Below are 16547 nucleotides of genomic sequence, written 5' to 3'. Positions count from 1 at the left end.
CCGCCATCGAATCCGTCGAGGACACGCCCCGTCTGTGAGCTGCGGTGTTGGTGGGGTCACAGACGAGTTAGGATCCGCGCCAACTCGTCGACGAGCGCGATGAGTCGAGCACGTTCGGCTCCGTGGCGGCCACGGCGGAACCCACGCCGGCGGCCGCCGTAGGCGGCTTGGACCGCACTGAGCTGCGCCCACCGCCGTGCGCGCTCTCGATCGAGCTCGGCGGCGCTGGTGAAGGCGTCGAGGGTGCGGTCGATCCCCCTGACCAGGTCTCCCTGCTCGGCGAGGACGACCGACCGGGACTTGGTCAGCGTGCCGCAGTCGTACGCCCGGTCGCCCACCCAGCCCTTCGGGTCGACGGCCAGCCAGGGCTCTCGGGCGCCCGCCAGGATGTTCCGCGCGTTCAGATCGCCGTGGATGAGGGTGTCCGGCTGGTGGTGCGCGAGCTCGCGCACCGTCCCCATCGCGGTCTGCACCGTACGGGACGGCAGAGCGTCCGGGAAGTCCCGGGCGTCCCGGCGCAGTTGCTCCTCCCACCCGGCGGCCCGGTCTTGAACCCGGAGCAGTCCGGCGGGCGCGGGGACGGCGAGGCGACGGCTGACGCTCCCCGCGATCGCCGCCACCTCGTCGCCCTGCGCGGCCTGGGCCAGCGTCGTGGGGTGCGCCCGCTCCAGAAGCATGGCGAACCGGTCGTCGTCCCGCTCGTGCAGCAGGACCGCTCCGCGCCCGCCCCAAGCCGAGAGCGCGTCCGGCTCGAACATGTTCTCGGGATGAGGAAAGGACACCTTCAGCACGGCAGGCTCGGTCGTCTTGCGCAGCACCGGGACAACGATCCCGACGCCCCCGTACAGCGGGTCACCGTCCGCCGTGCAGTCCCAGCGCTCGGCCAGCTCCCGCACCGTGGCCGGGAGGGCGGAGAGCCATGCCGAGCCGGCCGGGCCTTCGCGGTCCACGGTGACCCGCACGAACCCCTCCGGGAGAACGATCACCGGCGCACCGCCCGGCCGGAGTACGCGGCGCCGTGCCGGTGCGCGGCTCCTACCAGTCGGCGTGTCACTGCCGTGTCGGCCACTGCTGCTCCAGGAAGCTCCGGGGTGGTCGGCGGGAGCTCGTCCAGGGCGCGCACCCACTGGTGGCGATCGTGCTCGGACAAGGTGACCGGGCCCGGCTTCTCCGGCGTGCAAGCGAAGACGAACTGGCGGCTGGTGCGGCCGCGGGCGTTGGTGTAGTCGAAGTGGCCCGCGTAGCGGTCGATGGTGGTGGTGAGGCCGGTCTCCTCCATGATTTCGCGTGGGAGTGCGTCGATGATCGACTCGCCTCGCTCGAGCCGGCTGGCCGGGGTCTCCCAGGTGCCGCCGAGGTAGTCGTCCGGGTTGCGGCGGACGACCAGGAGGCGTTCGTCGTGCACGATCAGGCCGCCGGCAACGAGGGTGTGGATTCCGTCGCCGTGTGCCTGGTCTTCGAGCTCGGCGGCGAGACCGCGCAGGGCGGCGTAGCGGGCGAGCGGGCGCATCGGGCGGTCCCCGAGGTCCTTCGGGTCGATGAACGCGAGCGCGCAGCCTTCGGTGAGGGTCAGGGTGTCGGGGTCGCCGTCCCAGGTGCCGCGGAAGACGTAGGTGAGGTGCCCGTCGTCGGCGGTGTGGGTGAACAGGTGCGAGAGGTACACGGCGGCTTCATGGAGGCCGACCTCTTCGTGGACTTCGCGCACGATGGTGCCGCGCGGTCCGGCATCGGCGGCCTCTGGTTTGCCGCCGTTGGGTGACCAGGTATCCGGCCAGCAGGTTCCGGGGCTGTCGCCGCGCAGATGCATCAGGAGATGCCCGCTCCGGTTGCCGATCGGGCCAAGGTGCCGTAGCCGTACGGCGGTTGGCGTGGCGTGAGGAGCTCCAGGACGCGGTCGGTGTCCTGGCGGGTGGTCGGGTGCAGCGGGATCCGGTCGAAGTCGTCACGCGGGATGAATGCGAGCTTGCGGCCTTCGGTGAGGGTCAGCGTGTCGGGGTCGCCGTCCCAGACGCCGTGGAAGACGTGGCGGGGGTAGCCGTCGGTGTGGGTGGAGAACAGGTGCGTCAGCCGGATGTTCTCCAGACCGGTCTCCTCGCGCAGCTCGCGGCACGCGGCGGCGTGCGGGTCGGGGTCGTCGGGCTCGGCGCCGCCGCTCATCGGCGCCCAGGTACCCGGCGCCCAGATGCCCGGTTTGTCGTCGCGCAGTTGCATCAGCACCTTGGTCGTGGCCGGATCCGTGATCACGACGAGGGCGCAGTACGGATCCTCGTCAGCCGGGCGGTCCTGGCGCGGCAGGCCCAGGCTCGCCAGGACCCGGGCGCGCAGGACGGGGTCGCCGAGTTCCGAGGGCGAGCGCCATTGCGCCGCGGCGACCTCTTCGGCCTGAAGCGTCAGGTCGACCGGTCCGCGGGCGCGGAAGAGGTAGCGGACGTCGTAGTGCACGTGGGCGGGCTCGTTCTTGTCCGGCCGGGCCGAGATCGTGTGGACGTCGATGTGCACCGGCGTGCCGTCGCCGAACACTTCCAGCTCGGTGACGCCGGTCTCTTCGGCGATCTCGCGCTGGACGGCCTGCCCGAGCGTGCGGTCGGAGTCCTCCGGGTGACCGCCGGGCTGGATCCAGCGGCCGGAGGCGAGGTGGTGGATGAGCAGGACGTCGTCGGCGTCGTTGATGACGACGCCCGAGGTGGTGACGTGGCCGTCGAACTCACGCCTGTCGGTCACGTTGGCGCCGGCGGCGAGACGGTTCACGAGGGGCTGAAGCAGCGGCTGCTCGTCGGGGTGCCTGCACAGGTAGTCGGCGACGAGGTCCTGGAGGTGCGGGGCGGGAATGGGCATGGCTCTCCTGGTGACCTCGTGCGCAGCGCAGCTCCACAGGGGGCGCAGCGGGGGACGGCGCGTTCGAACGTAGCGGCCGATCTGCGGGCGCGGGCACGGAACGTGAGAACACCACCCGGGCGTGCACCGGCCGCGTCGAAGGTGCCGATGCTAGCCGCCATCGCGGCCACCCAGGGGCGTGACGCACCGGGTGCTCACCCGGCCGCGAACCAGATCGAGCCACTCTCGCGGGCGCCGGATTCCGGGCCAGCCCAGAGAGTTCAAGAATCCTTTCTCCCCGAATCACCCCCGGTCAGAGCCATCCCTTGTGTGGGCGGCGGCTGGCGGCAGGGTGGGCTCGGGATGACCGGATCACGGTGCTGGTGGCCGCGGATTGTCAGTGGCGTGGGCGAGGGTCCGTCCGCAGAGCACAGCCACACCACACCGAAGGAGACGGGTGCTGTCGACGCGTCATGCAAGCCGCCGCTCGGGCGACCGTCCCGCCGCCTTCCCCGTACGTGTGAATCGAACGAAGCGAGAGGAGCCGCCCACGCCGGCGTCGAACCTTCACTCGACTCGTCGCCCGCGGCTGCCCGTAGCGGCCCTGTGATCAGGTCCGTTGTCCGGGTGCTCTGCCCCCCTTCCGAACCGAGGAGAAACCGTGAATCCCGTCCGCTTGGCCACCCTTCACCCTGCTCTCGAGAACCCTCCTGCCGCGGCCGCCGAGGCCCTCGCGCACCGGCGGCCCGTCGACGTCCGCCGCGTCCTGTTCGCCGCAGCATCACGACCGTCATCGGGGTGGGGGGCATGACCAACCCGACCACTTCGACTACTCCGCCCCCTGCCCTGCTCGCGTGGGCCAGCCGGGTACTCGACGCCCGTCCCGCCGTCAAGGACGTCAGCCATCCGCGCGAGAACTCCCGCGTCTGGCGGCTCGACCTGCCCAGGCTCCGCTTCTACCTGAAGATCTCCCCCAAGGCCGTGATGTACGAGCGCGAGACGCTCGCGCTGCGAAGTGCTGCGCCGGCCCTCGGCGCCGGCGGTGCGCCGCAGCTGCGCGCCTCGAGTGCGGAGCATCTGGCACTGCTGCTGACCGCCGTCCCAGGACGGCCGCTCAAGCAGCTGGAGCTCTCGCCCGTGGAGGAAGCACGCGCGCACCGGAACGGCGGCGCCCTGCTGGCTCGCCTCCACGCGGCCGGTGATCTGTCCGGTCCTCGACGGGCCGAGGCAGAGCAGGCTCTGCAGGCCGCGGCCGAAGGCGCCGAGGGGCACCTGTCGGCGGCAGGGGACCGGCTGACCGCGCCGGAGCAGAAGCTCCTGCGCCAGCTGGCCGAGGAGCTGCGGGCCCTGCCGCCGCTGCCGCTCGCGTACATCCACGGCGACGCGTGGGACCGCAACCTCATGTGGTCGACCGCCCGGCAGCAGGCCGGATGGATCGACTTCGAGCGCTCCCGGGCCGCGACCGCCGTGCAGGACTTCGTGCTGATGGCCTGCTCCACCTGGACCGATCGACCCGACCTGCGGGCCGCGTGCCTCCAGGGTTACGGCCGCAACCTCACCCTTGAGGAGCAGCACGCCTTGAGATGCCTCGCGGCGATCGACGCGGTGAGCTGCCTGGTCTGGGGACCGAAGCTCGACGACCCCCACGTCACCGCACGCGGCCGGCGCACCCTGGACCGGCTGATGGCGGGGGTGTTCGCATGACCGCACCGCACAACCCGACCGACTCCCCGGCCATCGACGCAGCACGCGGTGGGGCGGCGTCGCTCCCGGCCGCTCGGACGGGCGCTCCGCAGCCCTCCGCGCCGCCCGAGCTCGACTACAACGGGCGCAAACACCGGCGGGCGATGGACGACGCCACCTTGTGGGACATGGCCCGCCGCATCCCCGCGGCCCTGATCCAGACGGCCCGACTGGCCTGGAGCGTCGACCGGCGCATGGCTCTGACGATCGTCGTGTGCCAGCTGCTGTCCGGCATCGGCACGGCCGTGATGCTCACCGCCGTCGCCAAGGCCCTGCCGCAGCTGATGGTCGACGACCTCCGCCAGGGCCTGGCCCACGCGTGGCCGGCGCTGACCGTCGCCGTCGTCGCGATGGCCACCGGCGCGTCCATGTGGATCCTCGCGGAATGGGCGACCCGGCGCCTGAACCCGCAGATCGCCTCCGCTGCTGACCTGCAGCTCGTGGATCTCCACATGCGGGCCGAACTCGCTGCCTACGACGCGGAAGGGTTCGGCGACCGGAGCCAGGCGGCGGAGATCGGCGCGCTGCGCGCCGTCGACCTCGCCGACGACGCCAAGACCCTCACCAACGGGCTCATTCAGCTCGCCTCCGCGGCCGTGGTGCTCACCACCTTGCACCCCCTGCTCCTCGGTGTGCTGCTGCTGTCCGTCGTCCCCCGCGGACTCGGCGGCGTCATCGCCGCCCGGGTCGACTACCGCGTCCACGACCAGACCATCTCCGCCCGCAATGTCCGCGGCATGATGCGCTGGTGGCTGACGACGGCCGAGCTCGCCGACGAGCTCCGGGCCAACACCATGCGCGGCTACCTGCACTTCTGGTACCGGTCGATGTGTGACCGCGTCGAGATGCGGGAGGTCGCCGGGGCCCGCCCGTACCTGCGGATCACGCTGCTGGCCGCTTCGCTCGGCGGCCTGTTCACCCTCGGCATGTGGGCCTCGCTCGCTGGCCTGGTCCTCGCCGGGGCGATGACGACCGCGATCGCAGGCACAGCGATCGTCGCGTCGCAGACCGCCGGCCGTGCCCTGAACTCGATCATCCGGTACTCGACGGTCATGTTCCACCACGGCCTCTACCTCTCCGACTACTACGACTTCATCGACGAGGTCCGCGCCATGACCACTGCGCGTGGCACCGTACAGGCCAAGCCCCCGCAGCAGATCCGCCTCGAAGGCGCCTCTTACACCTACCCGAGCAAGGAGACCCCGTCCGTACAGCCGATCACCCTCACCCTGAACCGCGGCGAAGTCGTCGCTCTCGTCGGAGAAAATGGCGCTGGCAAATCCACGCTGATCCGCATGCTCACGGGCCTCACGGTCCCCACGTCCGGCAAAGCACTCTGGGACGAAACTGACCTGTCAACCGCCGACGCGGAGACGGTGTGGCAGCACGTCGGCCTGGTCCCGCAGAAGAACGGACATTGGCCGCTCGCGGCCCGGGAGAACGTCACCCTGGGCCAGCCCCGCGAGTACGGCGATCAGCGGATCTGGGATGCAGTCGAGCGAGTCGGGATGACCACGGCCCTGCATGAGCTCCCCGAAGGGCTTGAAACGTTGCTCGCCCGATCAGTGTGGGGCGGACACGAGCTGTCCGGTGGTCAGTGGCAGAGGTTGGCCTGCGCGCGAGCGATGTACAGGGAGCCGGCCGTGCTCGTCCTGGACGAGCCGACCAGCGAGATGGACGCCCGAGGAGAGCACCAGATCTTCCGCAAGCTGCGGGCCATGGCCTCGGACCGGATCACCGTGGTGGTCACCCATCGCCTCGACAACGTACGAATGGCCGACCGGGTGATCGTCCTCGACCAGGGGGCTATCCGGGAGCAGGGCTCCTTCGATGAACTCGTCGCGACCGAGGGGAGTTTGCTCGGCGAGCTGTACGCCCTCGCCCAGGACCGCTGACCCGCGGCCACCAGAAGAGGTCAACGCGGGGCCGCGCAGCCGGTGCGGCCCCGCCACTCCCCCGGACACCAAGGAGCGCCATGCACAGCCCCGAGCCCGAAGCCGTCAACGCCCGCGCCTGGACCACGTACGGCACCCACCATCTGCAGCGCGGCACTGACGTCCCCGAAGTGGACCGCATCTCCTGGGGATTCTGGGCGACCGGCCCCGGCGCCGAGGTCCTTGGCGACCTGACCGGCCTGCGGGTCCTGGACCTGTGCTCCGGCCTGGGCCAACAGGCCGCCTACCTGGTGCGCGAGCACGGCGCCACGGTCGACGCCGTCGAAGCATCCGCTAGCCAGCACGCACGCGCCGTCGCCCGGTACGGCGATCTCCAGGGGCTTACCCTCATCCACGCCGACGCCGTCGAGCACCTGCACCACGCCGCGCCCTACGACGTGATCTACTCCATCCACGGCTTCGGCTACATCGACCCCCATCGCCTGCTGCCCGCCCTCCGGTCGGCCCTGAAGCCCGCCGGGCGCCTCGCCTTCTCCGTCCTGCACACCAACTGCCGTGGCCAGGGGCCCTCTTCGAGTGTCACGCCGCGCGCGGAGATCCTGCCGCTCGCCGGCGGCGAGGAACAGACCGTCGAGATGTGGGTGCTCAACCCGAAGCTGTGGGAGGACCTCTGCGTCGACAACGGTCTCCTCGTCGACGGGATCGACGCACTCGACGCACCCGAGGACGACAACCCGGTCTCCGTCCGCCTCTACCGCGCGCACAGCCGCACCTCGACCACCAGCCGGGCGCGCGCCACCCGCCCGCCGGAGCCCAGCGCCGCGCTCGGGGTCGGCGCGATCCTGCACGGGCCCCGGGGACTCCTGCTGGGACTTCACCGCCGTGGGACCACTGAACTACCTGGCGGGACCGTGGAGCCCGGCGAATCCCTGGAACACGCGGTCATCCGCGAGCTCCACGAGGAGACCGGCTGCCGTGCCCACGAGGAGGACGTCGTCCTGCTCGGCGTCCTCGTGGACCAGGTCGGATCCGTCGTACGCACCACAGTGCCCGCGATCGTGACCCGCTGGGACGGAGACCCAACGACGCAGCCCAACGAGAGCGTGGGTGACTGGGGCTGGCACCGCCTCGACCATCTCCCGAACGGTCTGTTCATCCCGAGCGCGCAGTGCCTCACCGCCTGGCGGCCGGACCTCGCCATCGACCATCCGGGCGCCCGGTTTTATCCGTTCGCCAGCCAAGCAGGGTTGCCCTAAGCGACGCCGCGGCCATGACAGTTCAGTTTGTGGCTGCGGTGCTCCGCTGCCCCTGTGGCAGCGGGTGTGTGCCCTGGTGCAGGTGTTCGTGGGCCTTCACCTTGAAACCCTACGAATTCAGCCGACCACACCGCTGCGCTCGGCGAGGCCGCGTAGGTCCGTCGAGGTTGGCCCGGAGACCAGAAGGTTCGAGATCAGCGACTTCGTTGCTGGGTGGGCGTGGATCTCTTCGGGAGCACACCTTTCGGCCGCCAGAAGGGTTCGAACACAGTCGCTGCGCCGGCCGAGGCGGTCGTAGGTGACGGCGATGTCGCCCAGGGCGCGGGAGCGGCGCTCGACACTGGGCAGCGCCTTCAGCGAGATCGTGCGGGCGGCGGCCAGCGCGGCCAGAGGGTCCCCCGCGTGGTTCTCGGCGCTGATCTTGTGGAGCTGCACGGTGAGGGAGCTGAAGCCTCCGCCGTGGTCACGCAGCAAGGTGGCGTCGCCGAGTTCCTTGGCGATCGCTGCGGCCTCGTCGGTTAGTTCTCGCATGCCGTCCCGGTCGCCGCGGCGCGCAAGCGTGTAGGACGCGCTCTGGACAAGGAGACCTCTTAGGGCCGCGCCCGCGCGCCCGGCGCTGCGGAGGTCTGCATGGTCGGCGGCTGTCATGGCGATCGACAGTGCTACTTGATGCCGGCCGGCCTTTCGCGCGAGCACGGCGAGTTGCCTGGCGGACTCGGCGACCGAGAGGGCGTAGCCGCCAGTTTCTGCGAGCTGGCGGGCGCGGTCGGCGGCAATCCAGCCGAGCTGGTGTTCGTTCATTTTGACGAGCATGCGGGTTGCCAAGAGGTAGCTCTTGGCGAGGAGTCCGTAGTCCTGCGCTTCACCGGTGCTGCCAATGAGGGCGTGTCCGGCTCGAATGAGGCAGGGCAGTCGGAAAGCGAGGCTGGCGTAGCGGCAGGCGTCGAAGTCGGCGAGCGCGCGGGAGAATTCCCTCGTGAGCATCGCGGACGGCGGAACTGCCGATGCCTGGCCGAGGCCGAGCATGGCATCGCGTAGACGGGCGACAAGCAGCTCGCCGAGCAGGGGCTCGTCCGCCTGGGCGGCGGCCGTGCCGGGCTCAAAAAGCAGGGACGTGGCGGCCGTGGCAGCCAGGCCCGCGATCAACATCCTCCGTCGCAAGGGAACTTCACCGTCCTCCCGCCCGAGGCTACCCACCCTAGTGGCGGGTATCCGGGGGTCGGCGGCAGCTGCCCCGATCGGCTTCACCATCGGCGGGCGGCGAACAGTGGCCCGTACGCGGTACGTCGAGGAGCTTCTCAACGATGCGGTGCTCTGCGAGCAGTTGCTCGGCCTGCTGGAGCAGGACGGTGTCTCCGAGCTCGGTCAGGTGTACGCCGTCGCTCCAGAGGGCGGCCGGGGCGCCGGTCATGTGCTGGGCGGCCGCGGTGAACGGGTTCCACACGTCTAGATACTGCGCACCGTGCGCGGCAGCGGCCTGGGCGGCGGCCTCGTTGTAGCGGGCGAGTTCCCTGTTCATCGAGGTGACGGTGGCGGGGTCCTCGATCGGCCCGAAGGGGGTTTCGGAGACGACGACGACCCGTCGGGTGTAGCCGCTTAGCCGGTGGAGCATGCCGGTCAGGTGCCGGGTGTACTCCTCAAGGTCGACGGCCTCGGAGGTCCGGCCCTGGAAGCGGCGCCAGACGTCGTTGATGCCGCATCCGAGGAACACGAGGTCGTATTCGGTGCCGTTGGTTGCCCGGTCGGCTTCGACAATGCCGGCGACGTCGCGGCTCGTGGCGCCGCCCTTACCGTGGTTATGGACGTCGAAGGCGATGTGCGGCCAAGCGGCGCGCAGAGACAGGGTCAGCCGGTGGACCCAGCCTCGCCGTGCCCAGCTTTCGACAGTGACCTGGGAGCCAACCTCGGGCAAGTTCGCCTGGGTGGTCATCTGCGCGTTGACGGCTTCCAGGTGCTCCATGATCGAGGTACCGAAGAAGCCGACGGTAAGGGTTCGGAGGGCCTCGCACGGCGCTGGATCACCGCCGAAGGCGCGGATGGAGGTCGCCGGGACGCCGGTGTCTCGCCGCTGGGCAAGGCGCTGCCCTACCGGGATCTCGCCCTGACGGAACGTCCCCGCAGTCACCGAGGTGCTCGCTTGGCCATCGCTCCGTACTCGTCTTTGGGTGTCGACCTGCGAGGACTCCGCAAGCTCGTCAATCCCATGAATGCACCCAGGTCACTTTGACTCCGCGGCTTCCGCTGATGCGGCATCGTCTCCACCAGTCGGGTCCTCGCTGCTGACGTGGGCGTGCCACTCGGGCGGGACCGCGACTGCGGCTGCTTTGCCCCGGTAGGTCACCGCCACGTGCTCCCCTGCGTGAGCGCGGTCGAGGAGCTCGGCTAGTCCGCGGACGGCGTCCTGAGCGGTGATCGTGTCCGTCACGGCTCCGCCGGCCTCTGCGTGCCAGGCGGCCGGCACCAGCACAGCGGCCGGGTGCCCGTGCCGGGTGACCACGTGATGGCCCCCCTTCAGGCGTACCCGGGTCAGAACGGGGCTCCATTCCGACCGGGTGTTGTCGGCGCTGCTGCTGGTCGTCTCCATGGGCCGTAAGTGTACGGACTGCCAGGACTTCACGGACAGCCACAGACTTCCCGAACTTCCACAACTTCCCGAACTTCAAGGTTTTGCGCTACGGTCGTTCTCGTCGGAGCGAAAGCCCCGATGGCGTCATCTCCGTCTCCCGCAGGCGGAGATCGCCATGCCCTGGGCTGCATCAGGGCAGCTCAGAGCACCACCACACGAGGCGCGGGGGATCTCTTCTCCCGCCTCCGTCGGTGGGCGGCGTCTCCAGCGCCGCCCACCGGCGAGCCCGATCACCCTCACGAACCGAGGAGCTCCACCGGATGAACACCACCAGCAAGCGCGCGGGCGTCGCGGCTGTCTCAGCTGTCGGGATGCTCGGACTGCTCTCGACCACCGCGCAGGCCGACGGCGTCGATCCCGACAAGCCGGTCCGCACGTACACCGAGGAGCGCATCGACCCGGTGACCGGCGAGACGGAGACGGCCACCATCACCGAGTACCCGGACGTCATCAAGCGCGGCACCGGCCCCAGCCCGGACGCCCGGAGCCGCACCTCCTCGACCGGCGCCGTACGCGAGGACCGGCCCGGCGGAGTCAACCGGTCGGCCGCGCCGGCGGGCATTCTGCAGCCCGCGGCGGGCACCGGCGGCCTCTTCCTCCGCGACGCCGGAGGAGCGGTCAAGGGGCTCATGGGGGAAGGCGACCGCGCGCGGATCATCGCCTGCCACCCCAGCGACCCGAACCTGGTCGAGGCCGAGCAGATCACCAGCGGGCACAAGGGATGGGGCGTCTACCGCGGCTACGTGAAGATCTCCGCGACCGCACAGCCGGGCCGTATCGCCTGCTGATCCTCCCGCTCCACGGCTGTGGCCGGGGTTCGCCCTCGTGCGGGCCCCAGTCACGGCACCGGCTGCCCGGCAATGCCACCAACGGCTGTTCGGAAGCGCACCGGGGCGCCGAGCTTCGTACCCGTCCCACGGACATCCACAAGGAGAAGTACGTGCCCGACGACATTCAGACCCTCGCCAAGCGCCGCTCATACCTCGTCCGCTGGCTCATTGCCTCCGGCAAGGACCTGCCGCCGATGAGCAGCGGCCCTGATCGTGCGGACGCCGACTACGCGCACGCTCTGCTGACCGATGACGTCGCGGCCCTCGAAGCCGCGCTGCTCGCGGGCCTCCCGGACGACGAGAACCGCCACAGCAGCTGACCTGCGGCGGCCGCCCGGCCCAGCCACGGGGACCGCGCTCTGCCCCGATGAGCATGTCCGCTCGCGGCGCGCGTCTTCAGCCCCGTCGTAGAAGCGGCCCTGGCCTGGTGTCTCCAGCACCCGGCCAGGGCCTCGCTGGCAGAGCCCACACACCACGAACCGGCAAGGAGCTCAGCAGCATGCCCAACCGTACCCACGGTCGCGAGTTCGATCGCAGCCTCCAGCGGACCAAGGCCGCCTCCCTGATCACCCTCGGTGCCGAGGGGACTCTCAGCAAGCCGTCCGTCAGCGTCAACTCCCAGCTCGGAGGGGTCTGATGGCCCTCCGCCGCAACAGCGACAGCAGCACCAGCCGCTCCAGCCAGAGCAGTTCGACCCCCAGGGGGTTCACGCCGGAGCAGAAGGCCGGGCAGCAGGCCCTCAATGACCGGCTGACCTGCGCCCGCTTGGAAGAGCGCCCCCGGGACACACCGCCCGGCAGCTTCTGACCATCTCCCCGCCGCCGCGTGCCGCACAGGGCGGCGCCCCTTCGCCGTCCCGGCCCTCGCCGGGACGGCGTCGTCCGTTCAGCCCGAACCGGCGGGGCCTCGCATCGGCCGTGTGGACCCTGGCGGCCCGGAGTCCAAGGGGCGCTCACGCTCGGTGTCGGCGTGCACCGTCGGCACGACCTTCCAGTCCGCTGGCCGTGGCCCCGCTCAGCCGTCGGCAGGCTTCGACATACTCGCCCAGCGGCTCCAGCCCGACCTCAAGCCGTCGAAGATCGACCTGCTCGGGATCCCAGATCGGGGCCGGGGCGAGTTCCCCCTTCTCGTCGGTGCGCAGCTGCGTGCCGAAGACTTGGAGCCGGTCCTGGGCGACGCGGACACGGTCCTGCAGTAGTGCCCCGTGCCGCGGGTCCGCCTCGCCGGCCAGCACCGCTTCCGCGAGCAAGTCACGGCACCTGAGCTGGAAGTCGGGGGCCGGATCGCTGTGTTGGGCGATCAACCACACGGCTGCCGCGGCCCGCTCCCCCACTTCGGAGATGCCCGGCCACCCCCGCTCGGCGAGGAGCTGCTCCAGCCAGACCCGGTTGTCCCGGTCGAGCTGCTGCCATCGCTCCAAGACCTCCGGCGTGCGGGACGCGGGAGGCAGCAGCCGGACCTCCTGGTCCAGCTCCATCCGGCGCAGCAACTCCGCCGCCAGTTCCTCGTCCGGCGCGGCCGCGGCGTTCGGCCGTGCGGCGGCACCGATGACGTCGAAGAGGTGAGCGCCGAGGACCTTGGTGTCGGCCGGGGTGTCCAGGACCGCCAGTTCGTCGCGGTCCACCCAGCGCACCGGGAGCTCAGGCGGGCCCTGCGGTTCGTACGGGAGCGGCACGACGCCGACGAAGATGTGGTCCCTGTGCAGGTGACGCGCATTGGCCCGACCGTCGGGGCCGGCCGGCATGTCCACCGTCCACCACGGGCCGGGAACGCCGGGGTGCGGATATCCGCCGGGGAGCGGCGCTGGCAGCAGGCGCGGGAGGTAGCCGGACTCTTCGAGCGCCTCGCGGAGCGCCGCGTCCTGGGGCAGCTCCCCCTCCAATTCGTGGACGTGTCCGCCAGCGGCGAGGTAGCCGCCGTGCCGGGGATGCTCGATCAGGCACATCCGCCAGGATGTCCCGAAACGCGCGAAGAGGAACGTGCTCGCGGTCTGATGCCGGATCGGGCTCATGGCACACCTCCAGTGACGAGCGTCGGGACTGTTCCAGGTCTTCCCCCGGAGACGCCCGTCCACAGCTTGACGTCGGCGCCTCTGCGCCATCTCCGTCGTACGGGTGCGCCCCCATAGCGACGCGGCGGCGGGGGTCAGTCCCGCCGTCCGGGATGCGGAGCCAAGTCGTGTCCCGTAGAGCGCGATCTTTCGACTGGGTGCTCGGGTCGAGTCGGCAGATGCAGACAAGCTGGTCGCAACCAGTCAAGCAGCGGTCCGGCCTGCCCAGGGCGAACTCGACTGTTGCGACCAGCCGCCGCGGGCGCGGTGCTCCTGCCGCTCGCGGACCAACGCCTCGATGCCAGCAGTAGTGCCCCATCCTCGCGGTCACAGAACAGGACTTGTCTACATGCATTCTCTTCCGGAGGCGCTCGTGTTCGCCGCCGTAGACGAACGGCTGCGTGAGGCTGAGCGCCAGCGCTTGATCAGTCGCGCCGTCGCAGCGCGTCGGCGGCAGCGCCGGGCGGCCCGTGCGGCGAGGCGGGAGCGCAGGGTCTTGAAGCAGCTTCCGCCTCATCAGGTTCCGGCGAACATCGTGGTGCAACGCCACTCGTCGTGAGGGCGCGGCGCGCATGATGGTTGCCCCGCTCGGGGTGGAGGCGTTCACGTCTTCAACTGGCATGCAGCGCCGCCTGCTGATCCAGCCATCCGGAAGGTTCGTCTTCCGGCAGTGGGCGGTTGGCCAGGGTGCTGAGGCGGGTGGTCCAGGTGCCTGAGTGGCGCGGTCGCGGAGCCTGGCCGGTCGCCGCAGGGGTGGTCCCGCGGGTGAGGCGCAGGTACGCCTTCCTGCCCTCCTCGCTCAGCGGCGCCAGCTCCTCGGCGGAGCGTGAGCGGGCTTCGGATTCGCAGGGCGGGCACATGCCGGTGATCGGATGGACGTGCCTCCTGGTGCCGCATGGGCCGCACACCGTCAGTCGCGCTTGGTCGGCGGAGCAGGGGCCGCAGATTCGACCTGCTGTGAGCTCGCGGTCCTGACCGCAGTCGCGGCACGGAGCCGTTGTGCGGCCCTCCCTGCGGGCCTGGCAGGGCGCGCAGAGCTGGGCCCCGGTGCGCCTTCCGTGGAAGGTGTACCCACAGTCTGGACAGCGTGTGACCTGGGGAAGCTGCGACAGAAGCCAGCCCAGGGGGCTCACGATCACGCCTCGGTCGTCGGCCGCATCGCCTGGTGTTCCCACCGTCATGGGCGCGAGTCGCGCCTGGAGCTGGGCACCGAGTGCGACAGGCGAGGTGGTGCAGAGCACCGCGTTGATCGCAGCAGCAGCTGTGACCAGTTGGCCGTGATTGAGGACATCGCGGATGGGACTGACCGCAGCGAGGACCTCCTGAACCCCGTGTCGGAACGTCCGCGTCGGGACGCCTGCTTTTGCTCGGTCACGGCGAGCAGCACTCCGTCGATTCGAGGTGTTCGTACCCGGCGCTGACGCCGCGGGGCTGGCAGGTGATGTGGGGTGCATCGGAGGAGTGTTCTTCTTCGCGCGCGCACGCGCGCTTCCGGCGACGGTGGTTGCCCCTCCAACGGCTTCGCCGGAGATCCAACCACTATCCGGAACTCGAGCAGGGTGGCCAGGCGGAGGTGAGTGGTGTGTGTGGAGGTGTGCAGCAGCGTCGTGGCCCCGAATTGCGCCAGGAACGCTCTTGTGGGGTGACCTGATCCCTTGGGGGCCTTGGGCCGACGGATCATCGCGACCTGCGAGATCGCCGAGTGCAGTACAGGCGTCCTCCAGCTCGCCGGATCGTGCCTCGGCTACGGGCAGAGGACTCTGAGGCACGTCAGTGGAGTCGTTGTGACTCCGCGAGCTCGGCTCGCACTCCGGAGCGGACACCGGCCCTGTTGCCGCCGGGCGGGCTGCCGGCTCCGTTCGAGCACGTCGAGGTGCGGCCTCGGGGCGGGAGCTGGAGGCGGAGGGGCACGTCGACGCACGGCGGTGCAGTGCTTCGACCAGTGCCGGCAGCACGACGCGGCTCTTGCCGTCCATGCCGGTCGCGGTCGCGGCCTGGGTGATGGCCACGACTCCAAGGGCGGACAGCCGGCCCAGCACCTTGGCCCCAGCGGCGGGAGTTACGGCGAGAAGGCGGGCCACGGTGGTGGCGGGGCGCCCTCGGCGTGCGTCGACTGTTCCCGGGCACAGTCGTAGGCGGCCGCGGTCGGTGGTGTTGAGGGCCATGAGGACCAAGGCCAGGCGGTCGGTGGCGGCACCGCGGCCGGTGCGCCCGGCGAGAAGCCCGGCGGGAGTCGCGGTCTTCTGCGGGTCGGCGGGCTGCCATCCCGGACCGATCAGTGCCTCCAGGAAACGAAGCAGGGTGGCAAGTTCGGGGCGGGTTAGGGCCAGTGGGTGCGTGATGTGGCCGTCGCGCCGAGCGCGCCACATCGGCATCACGACGCACTCAAGCCCGCGAGTCCGGGCGTTCGCATCGGTCAGCGGGCGGGTGGCCAGCAGGCCGCTGGTGCGCAGTGCCGGCAGGACGTCGTGGGCGACGGTGGACTGGCTGACACCGAGCCAGCGCCCGAGCTCCGAGGCCCAAATCCGAGCCCTGCCGTCGTGTGCGGACGTCTTGGCCATCAGAACCACGAGTCCCAGGGCAGCCGCGTCCGTCGCCCCGGCCTTTCGGGCCTCGGACACTGCCGCCGTAACGGCGGTGTGGAGCCGGCGCCGCATGGCCTTGCCCAGTCGCAGAGCCTCGGCCGGCTCGGGGTAACCGTCCCGAGGCAGGGTTGCTCGTGACGCCTCCGGCGTACTCGGATGCCCCGGAACTGTCCAGTTCGGGTGCCGCGTCATCGCGTCGCTCCGAACGCCGGGTCGGCTGCGGTGTCCACCGTCCAGTGGGCATCGCCTTGTACACCCTCATGCGACGCGTGGGCGGGAGGAAACTTTGGGACTTTCTGCGCGTTCTCTGCCATCTGGACACGCCAGAGCTGGCAGAGAGCAGCACGATGCTGCACCATGTCTAGGAGCCTCGTTCTGGAGAGAGGGAGGCAACACGAAGCCGCGCTGCGGCTTCGAGATCCTCGTCGGATCAACTCCCCTGGCCGGACCGGCCTTCGGGTCGGACAGCAGGGGTCTTCGCTCGGGTTGCTGCCGAGCGGTGACGGAAGGGCCGGAGTCAGGTACGCCAATACCTGGCCCGGCCGCAGGGCGGAGCGCCCGTCAGGGCGCCGCCACTTCTCGCGGCTACATCACGTCCGCCCCTCCCTCTCAGGAGCGGAGGCGGCGCCCACTACACCGGGCCGCGGGGGGGGGGGGGGGCGCGGCGCGGCGGGCGCGGCACGGGCGGTCCGCGCATCTCCGGCCACCTACCAAAAAACAACACAACACACACCACACAAAAAACACA

General features: G+C 70.6%; 14 protein-coding genes. 7 read left to right on the top strand and 7 right to left on the bottom strand.

Annotated elements, in window-relative coordinates:
• Positions 1-56: 56 nt before the first annotated feature.
• The 3 genes from ABZ404_RS26680 to ABZ404_RS26670 are packed head-to-tail and all read right to left on the bottom strand — an operon-like array spanning position 57 to position 2835.
• Positions 57-986: an aminoglycoside phosphotransferase family protein gene (locus ABZ404_RS26680; protein WP_358990964.1), complete on the bottom strand. Its 930-nt coding sequence runs from the start codon at positions 984-986 to the stop codon at positions 57-59.
• Complete coding sequence (locus ABZ404_RS26675) at positions 983-1807, bottom strand: NUDIX hydrolase (protein ID WP_358837270.1); 825 nt, start codon at positions 1805-1807, stop codon at positions 983-985. Before ABZ404_RS26675 ends, ABZ404_RS26680 begins: the two co-directional genes overlap by 4 nt.
• The gene (locus tag ABZ404_RS26670; protein WP_358837271.1) at positions 1807-2835 is read right to left on the bottom strand and encodes an NUDIX domain-containing protein; all 1029 of its coding nucleotides are present in this window, start codon (positions 2833-2835) and stop codon (positions 1807-1809) included. Before ABZ404_RS26670 ends, ABZ404_RS26675 begins: the two co-directional genes overlap by 1 nt.
• Positions 2836-3621: 786 nt before the next feature.
• Here ABZ404_RS26670 and ABZ404_RS26665 point away from each other — a divergent pair.
• The 3 genes from ABZ404_RS26665 (at position 3622) to ABZ404_RS26655 (ending at position 7708) form a co-directional block, all read left to right on the top strand.
• Positions 3622-4518, top strand: coding sequence for an aminoglycoside phosphotransferase family protein (locus ABZ404_RS26665; protein ID WP_358990962.1), 897 nt, complete (start codon positions 3622-3624; stop codon positions 4516-4518).
• Positions 4515-6452, top strand: coding sequence for an ABC transporter ATP-binding protein (locus ABZ404_RS26660; RefSeq protein WP_358837115.1), 1938 nt, complete (start codon positions 4515-4517; stop codon positions 6450-6452). Before ABZ404_RS26665 ends, ABZ404_RS26660 begins: the two co-directional genes overlap by 4 nt.
• Positions 6453-6532: 80 nt before the next feature.
• Positions 6533-7708, top strand: coding sequence for an NUDIX domain-containing protein (locus tag ABZ404_RS26655; RefSeq protein WP_358837116.1), 1176 nt, complete (start codon positions 6533-6535; stop codon positions 7706-7708).
• 117 nt (positions 7709-7825) lie between these two features.
• On the opposite strand, the gene ABZ404_RS26650 is transcribed toward ABZ404_RS26655, so the two are convergent.
• From ABZ404_RS26650 to ABZ404_RS26640, 3 genes are all read right to left on the bottom strand, one after another.
• Positions 7826-8857 (bottom strand): XRE family transcriptional regulator, encoded by a 1032-nt coding sequence (locus ABZ404_RS26650; RefSeq protein ID WP_358837117.1) that lies wholly within the window; start codon positions 8855-8857, stop codon positions 7826-7828.
• Positions 8858-8906: 49 nt separating this feature from the next.
• A complete protein-coding gene (locus ABZ404_RS26645; RefSeq protein WP_358837118.1) occupies positions 8907-9833 on the bottom strand; it encodes an SGNH/GDSL hydrolase family protein in 927 nt (308 codons plus the stop codon).
• A gap of 93 nt (positions 9834-9926) precedes the next feature.
• The gene (locus tag ABZ404_RS26640) at positions 9927-10292 is read right to left on the bottom strand and encodes a hypothetical protein (protein WP_358837119.1); all 366 of its coding nucleotides are present in this window, start codon (positions 10290-10292) and stop codon (positions 9927-9929) included.
• A gap of 302 nt (positions 10293-10594) precedes the next feature.
• Between ABZ404_RS26640 and ABZ404_RS26635 the strand changes: the two genes are divergently transcribed.
• The 4 genes from ABZ404_RS26635 (at position 10595) to ABZ404_RS26620 (ending at position 11971) form a co-directional block, all read left to right on the top strand.
• A complete protein-coding gene (locus ABZ404_RS26635; RefSeq protein ID WP_358837172.1) occupies positions 10595-11122 on the top strand; it encodes a hypothetical protein in 528 nt (175 codons plus the stop codon).
• A 152-nt stretch (positions 11123-11274) separates the two neighbouring features.
• On the top strand, positions 11275-11484 hold the full coding sequence (locus ABZ404_RS26630; protein WP_358837171.1) for a hypothetical protein: 210 nt from the start codon (positions 11275-11277) through the stop codon (positions 11482-11484).
• A gap of 179 nt (positions 11485-11663) precedes the next feature.
• Positions 11664-11801, top strand: a complete 138-nt coding sequence (locus tag ABZ404_RS26625; RefSeq protein WP_358837170.1) for a hypothetical protein — start codon at positions 11664-11666, stop codon at positions 11799-11801.
• Positions 11801-11971 carry a hypothetical protein gene (locus tag ABZ404_RS26620; RefSeq protein ID WP_358837169.1) on the top strand — a complete coding sequence of 57 codons (171 nt, stop codon included), beginning with the start codon at positions 11801-11803 and terminating at the stop codon, positions 11969-11971. The genes ABZ404_RS26625 and ABZ404_RS26620 overlap by 1 nt, the downstream gene beginning before the upstream one ends.
• A 145-nt stretch (positions 11972-12116) precedes the next feature.
• Here the strand turns inward: ABZ404_RS26620 and ABZ404_RS26615 are convergent, their stop codons facing one another.
• Positions 12117-13175, bottom strand: a complete 1059-nt coding sequence (locus ABZ404_RS26615; RefSeq protein ID WP_358837168.1) for a DUF6624 domain-containing protein — start codon at positions 13173-13175, stop codon at positions 12117-12119.
• Positions 13176-16547 lie beyond the last annotated feature (3372 nt).

Source organism: Streptomyces sp. NPDC005878, assembly GCF_040629815.1.
Taxonomy (GTDB): Bacteria; Actinomycetota; Actinomycetes; order Streptomycetales; family Streptomycetaceae; genus Streptomyces.
This window is presented reverse-complemented; position numbering and strand designations above follow the sequence as displayed.

Excerpts from the sequence above, each read along its gene's own strand:
- ABZ404_RS26675 (WP_358837270.1), bottom strand. The coding sequence starts at position 1,807 with ATGCATCTGCGCGGCGACAGCCCCGGAACCTGCTGGCCGGATACCTGG.
- ABZ404_RS26670 (WP_358837271.1), bottom strand. The coding sequence starts at position 2,835 with ATGCCCATTCCCGCCCCGCACCTCCAGGACCTCGTCGCCGACTACCTG.
- ABZ404_RS26665 (WP_358990962.1), top strand. The coding sequence starts at position 3,622 with ATGACCAACCCGACCACTTCGACTACTCCGCCCCCTGCCCTGCTCGCG.
- ABZ404_RS26660 (WP_358837115.1), top strand. The coding sequence starts at position 4,515 with ATGACCGCACCGCACAACCCGACCGACTCCCCGGCCATCGACGCAGCA.
- ABZ404_RS26655 (WP_358837116.1), top strand. The coding sequence starts at position 6,533 with ATGCACAGCCCCGAGCCCGAAGCCGTCAACGCCCGCGCCTGGACCACG.
- ABZ404_RS26650 (WP_358837117.1), bottom strand. The coding sequence starts at position 8,857 with ATGTTGATCGCGGGCCTGGCTGCCACGGCCGCCACGTCCCTGCTTTTT.
- ABZ404_RS26640 (WP_358837119.1), bottom strand. The coding sequence starts at position 10,292 with ATGGAGACGACCAGCAGCAGCGCCGACAACACCCGGTCGGAATGGAGC.
- ABZ404_RS26635 (WP_358837172.1), top strand. The coding sequence starts at position 10,595 with ATGAACACCACCAGCAAGCGCGCGGGCGTCGCGGCTGTCTCAGCTGTC.
- ABZ404_RS26625 (WP_358837170.1), top strand. The coding sequence starts at position 11,664 with ATGCCCAACCGTACCCACGGTCGCGAGTTCGATCGCAGCCTCCAGCGG.
- ABZ404_RS26620 (WP_358837169.1), top strand. The coding sequence starts at position 11,801 with ATGGCCCTCCGCCGCAACAGCGACAGCAGCACCAGCCGCTCCAGCCAG.
- ABZ404_RS26615 (WP_358837168.1), bottom strand. The coding sequence starts at position 13,175 with ATGAGCCCGATCCGGCATCAGACCGCGAGCACGTTCCTCTTCGCGCGT.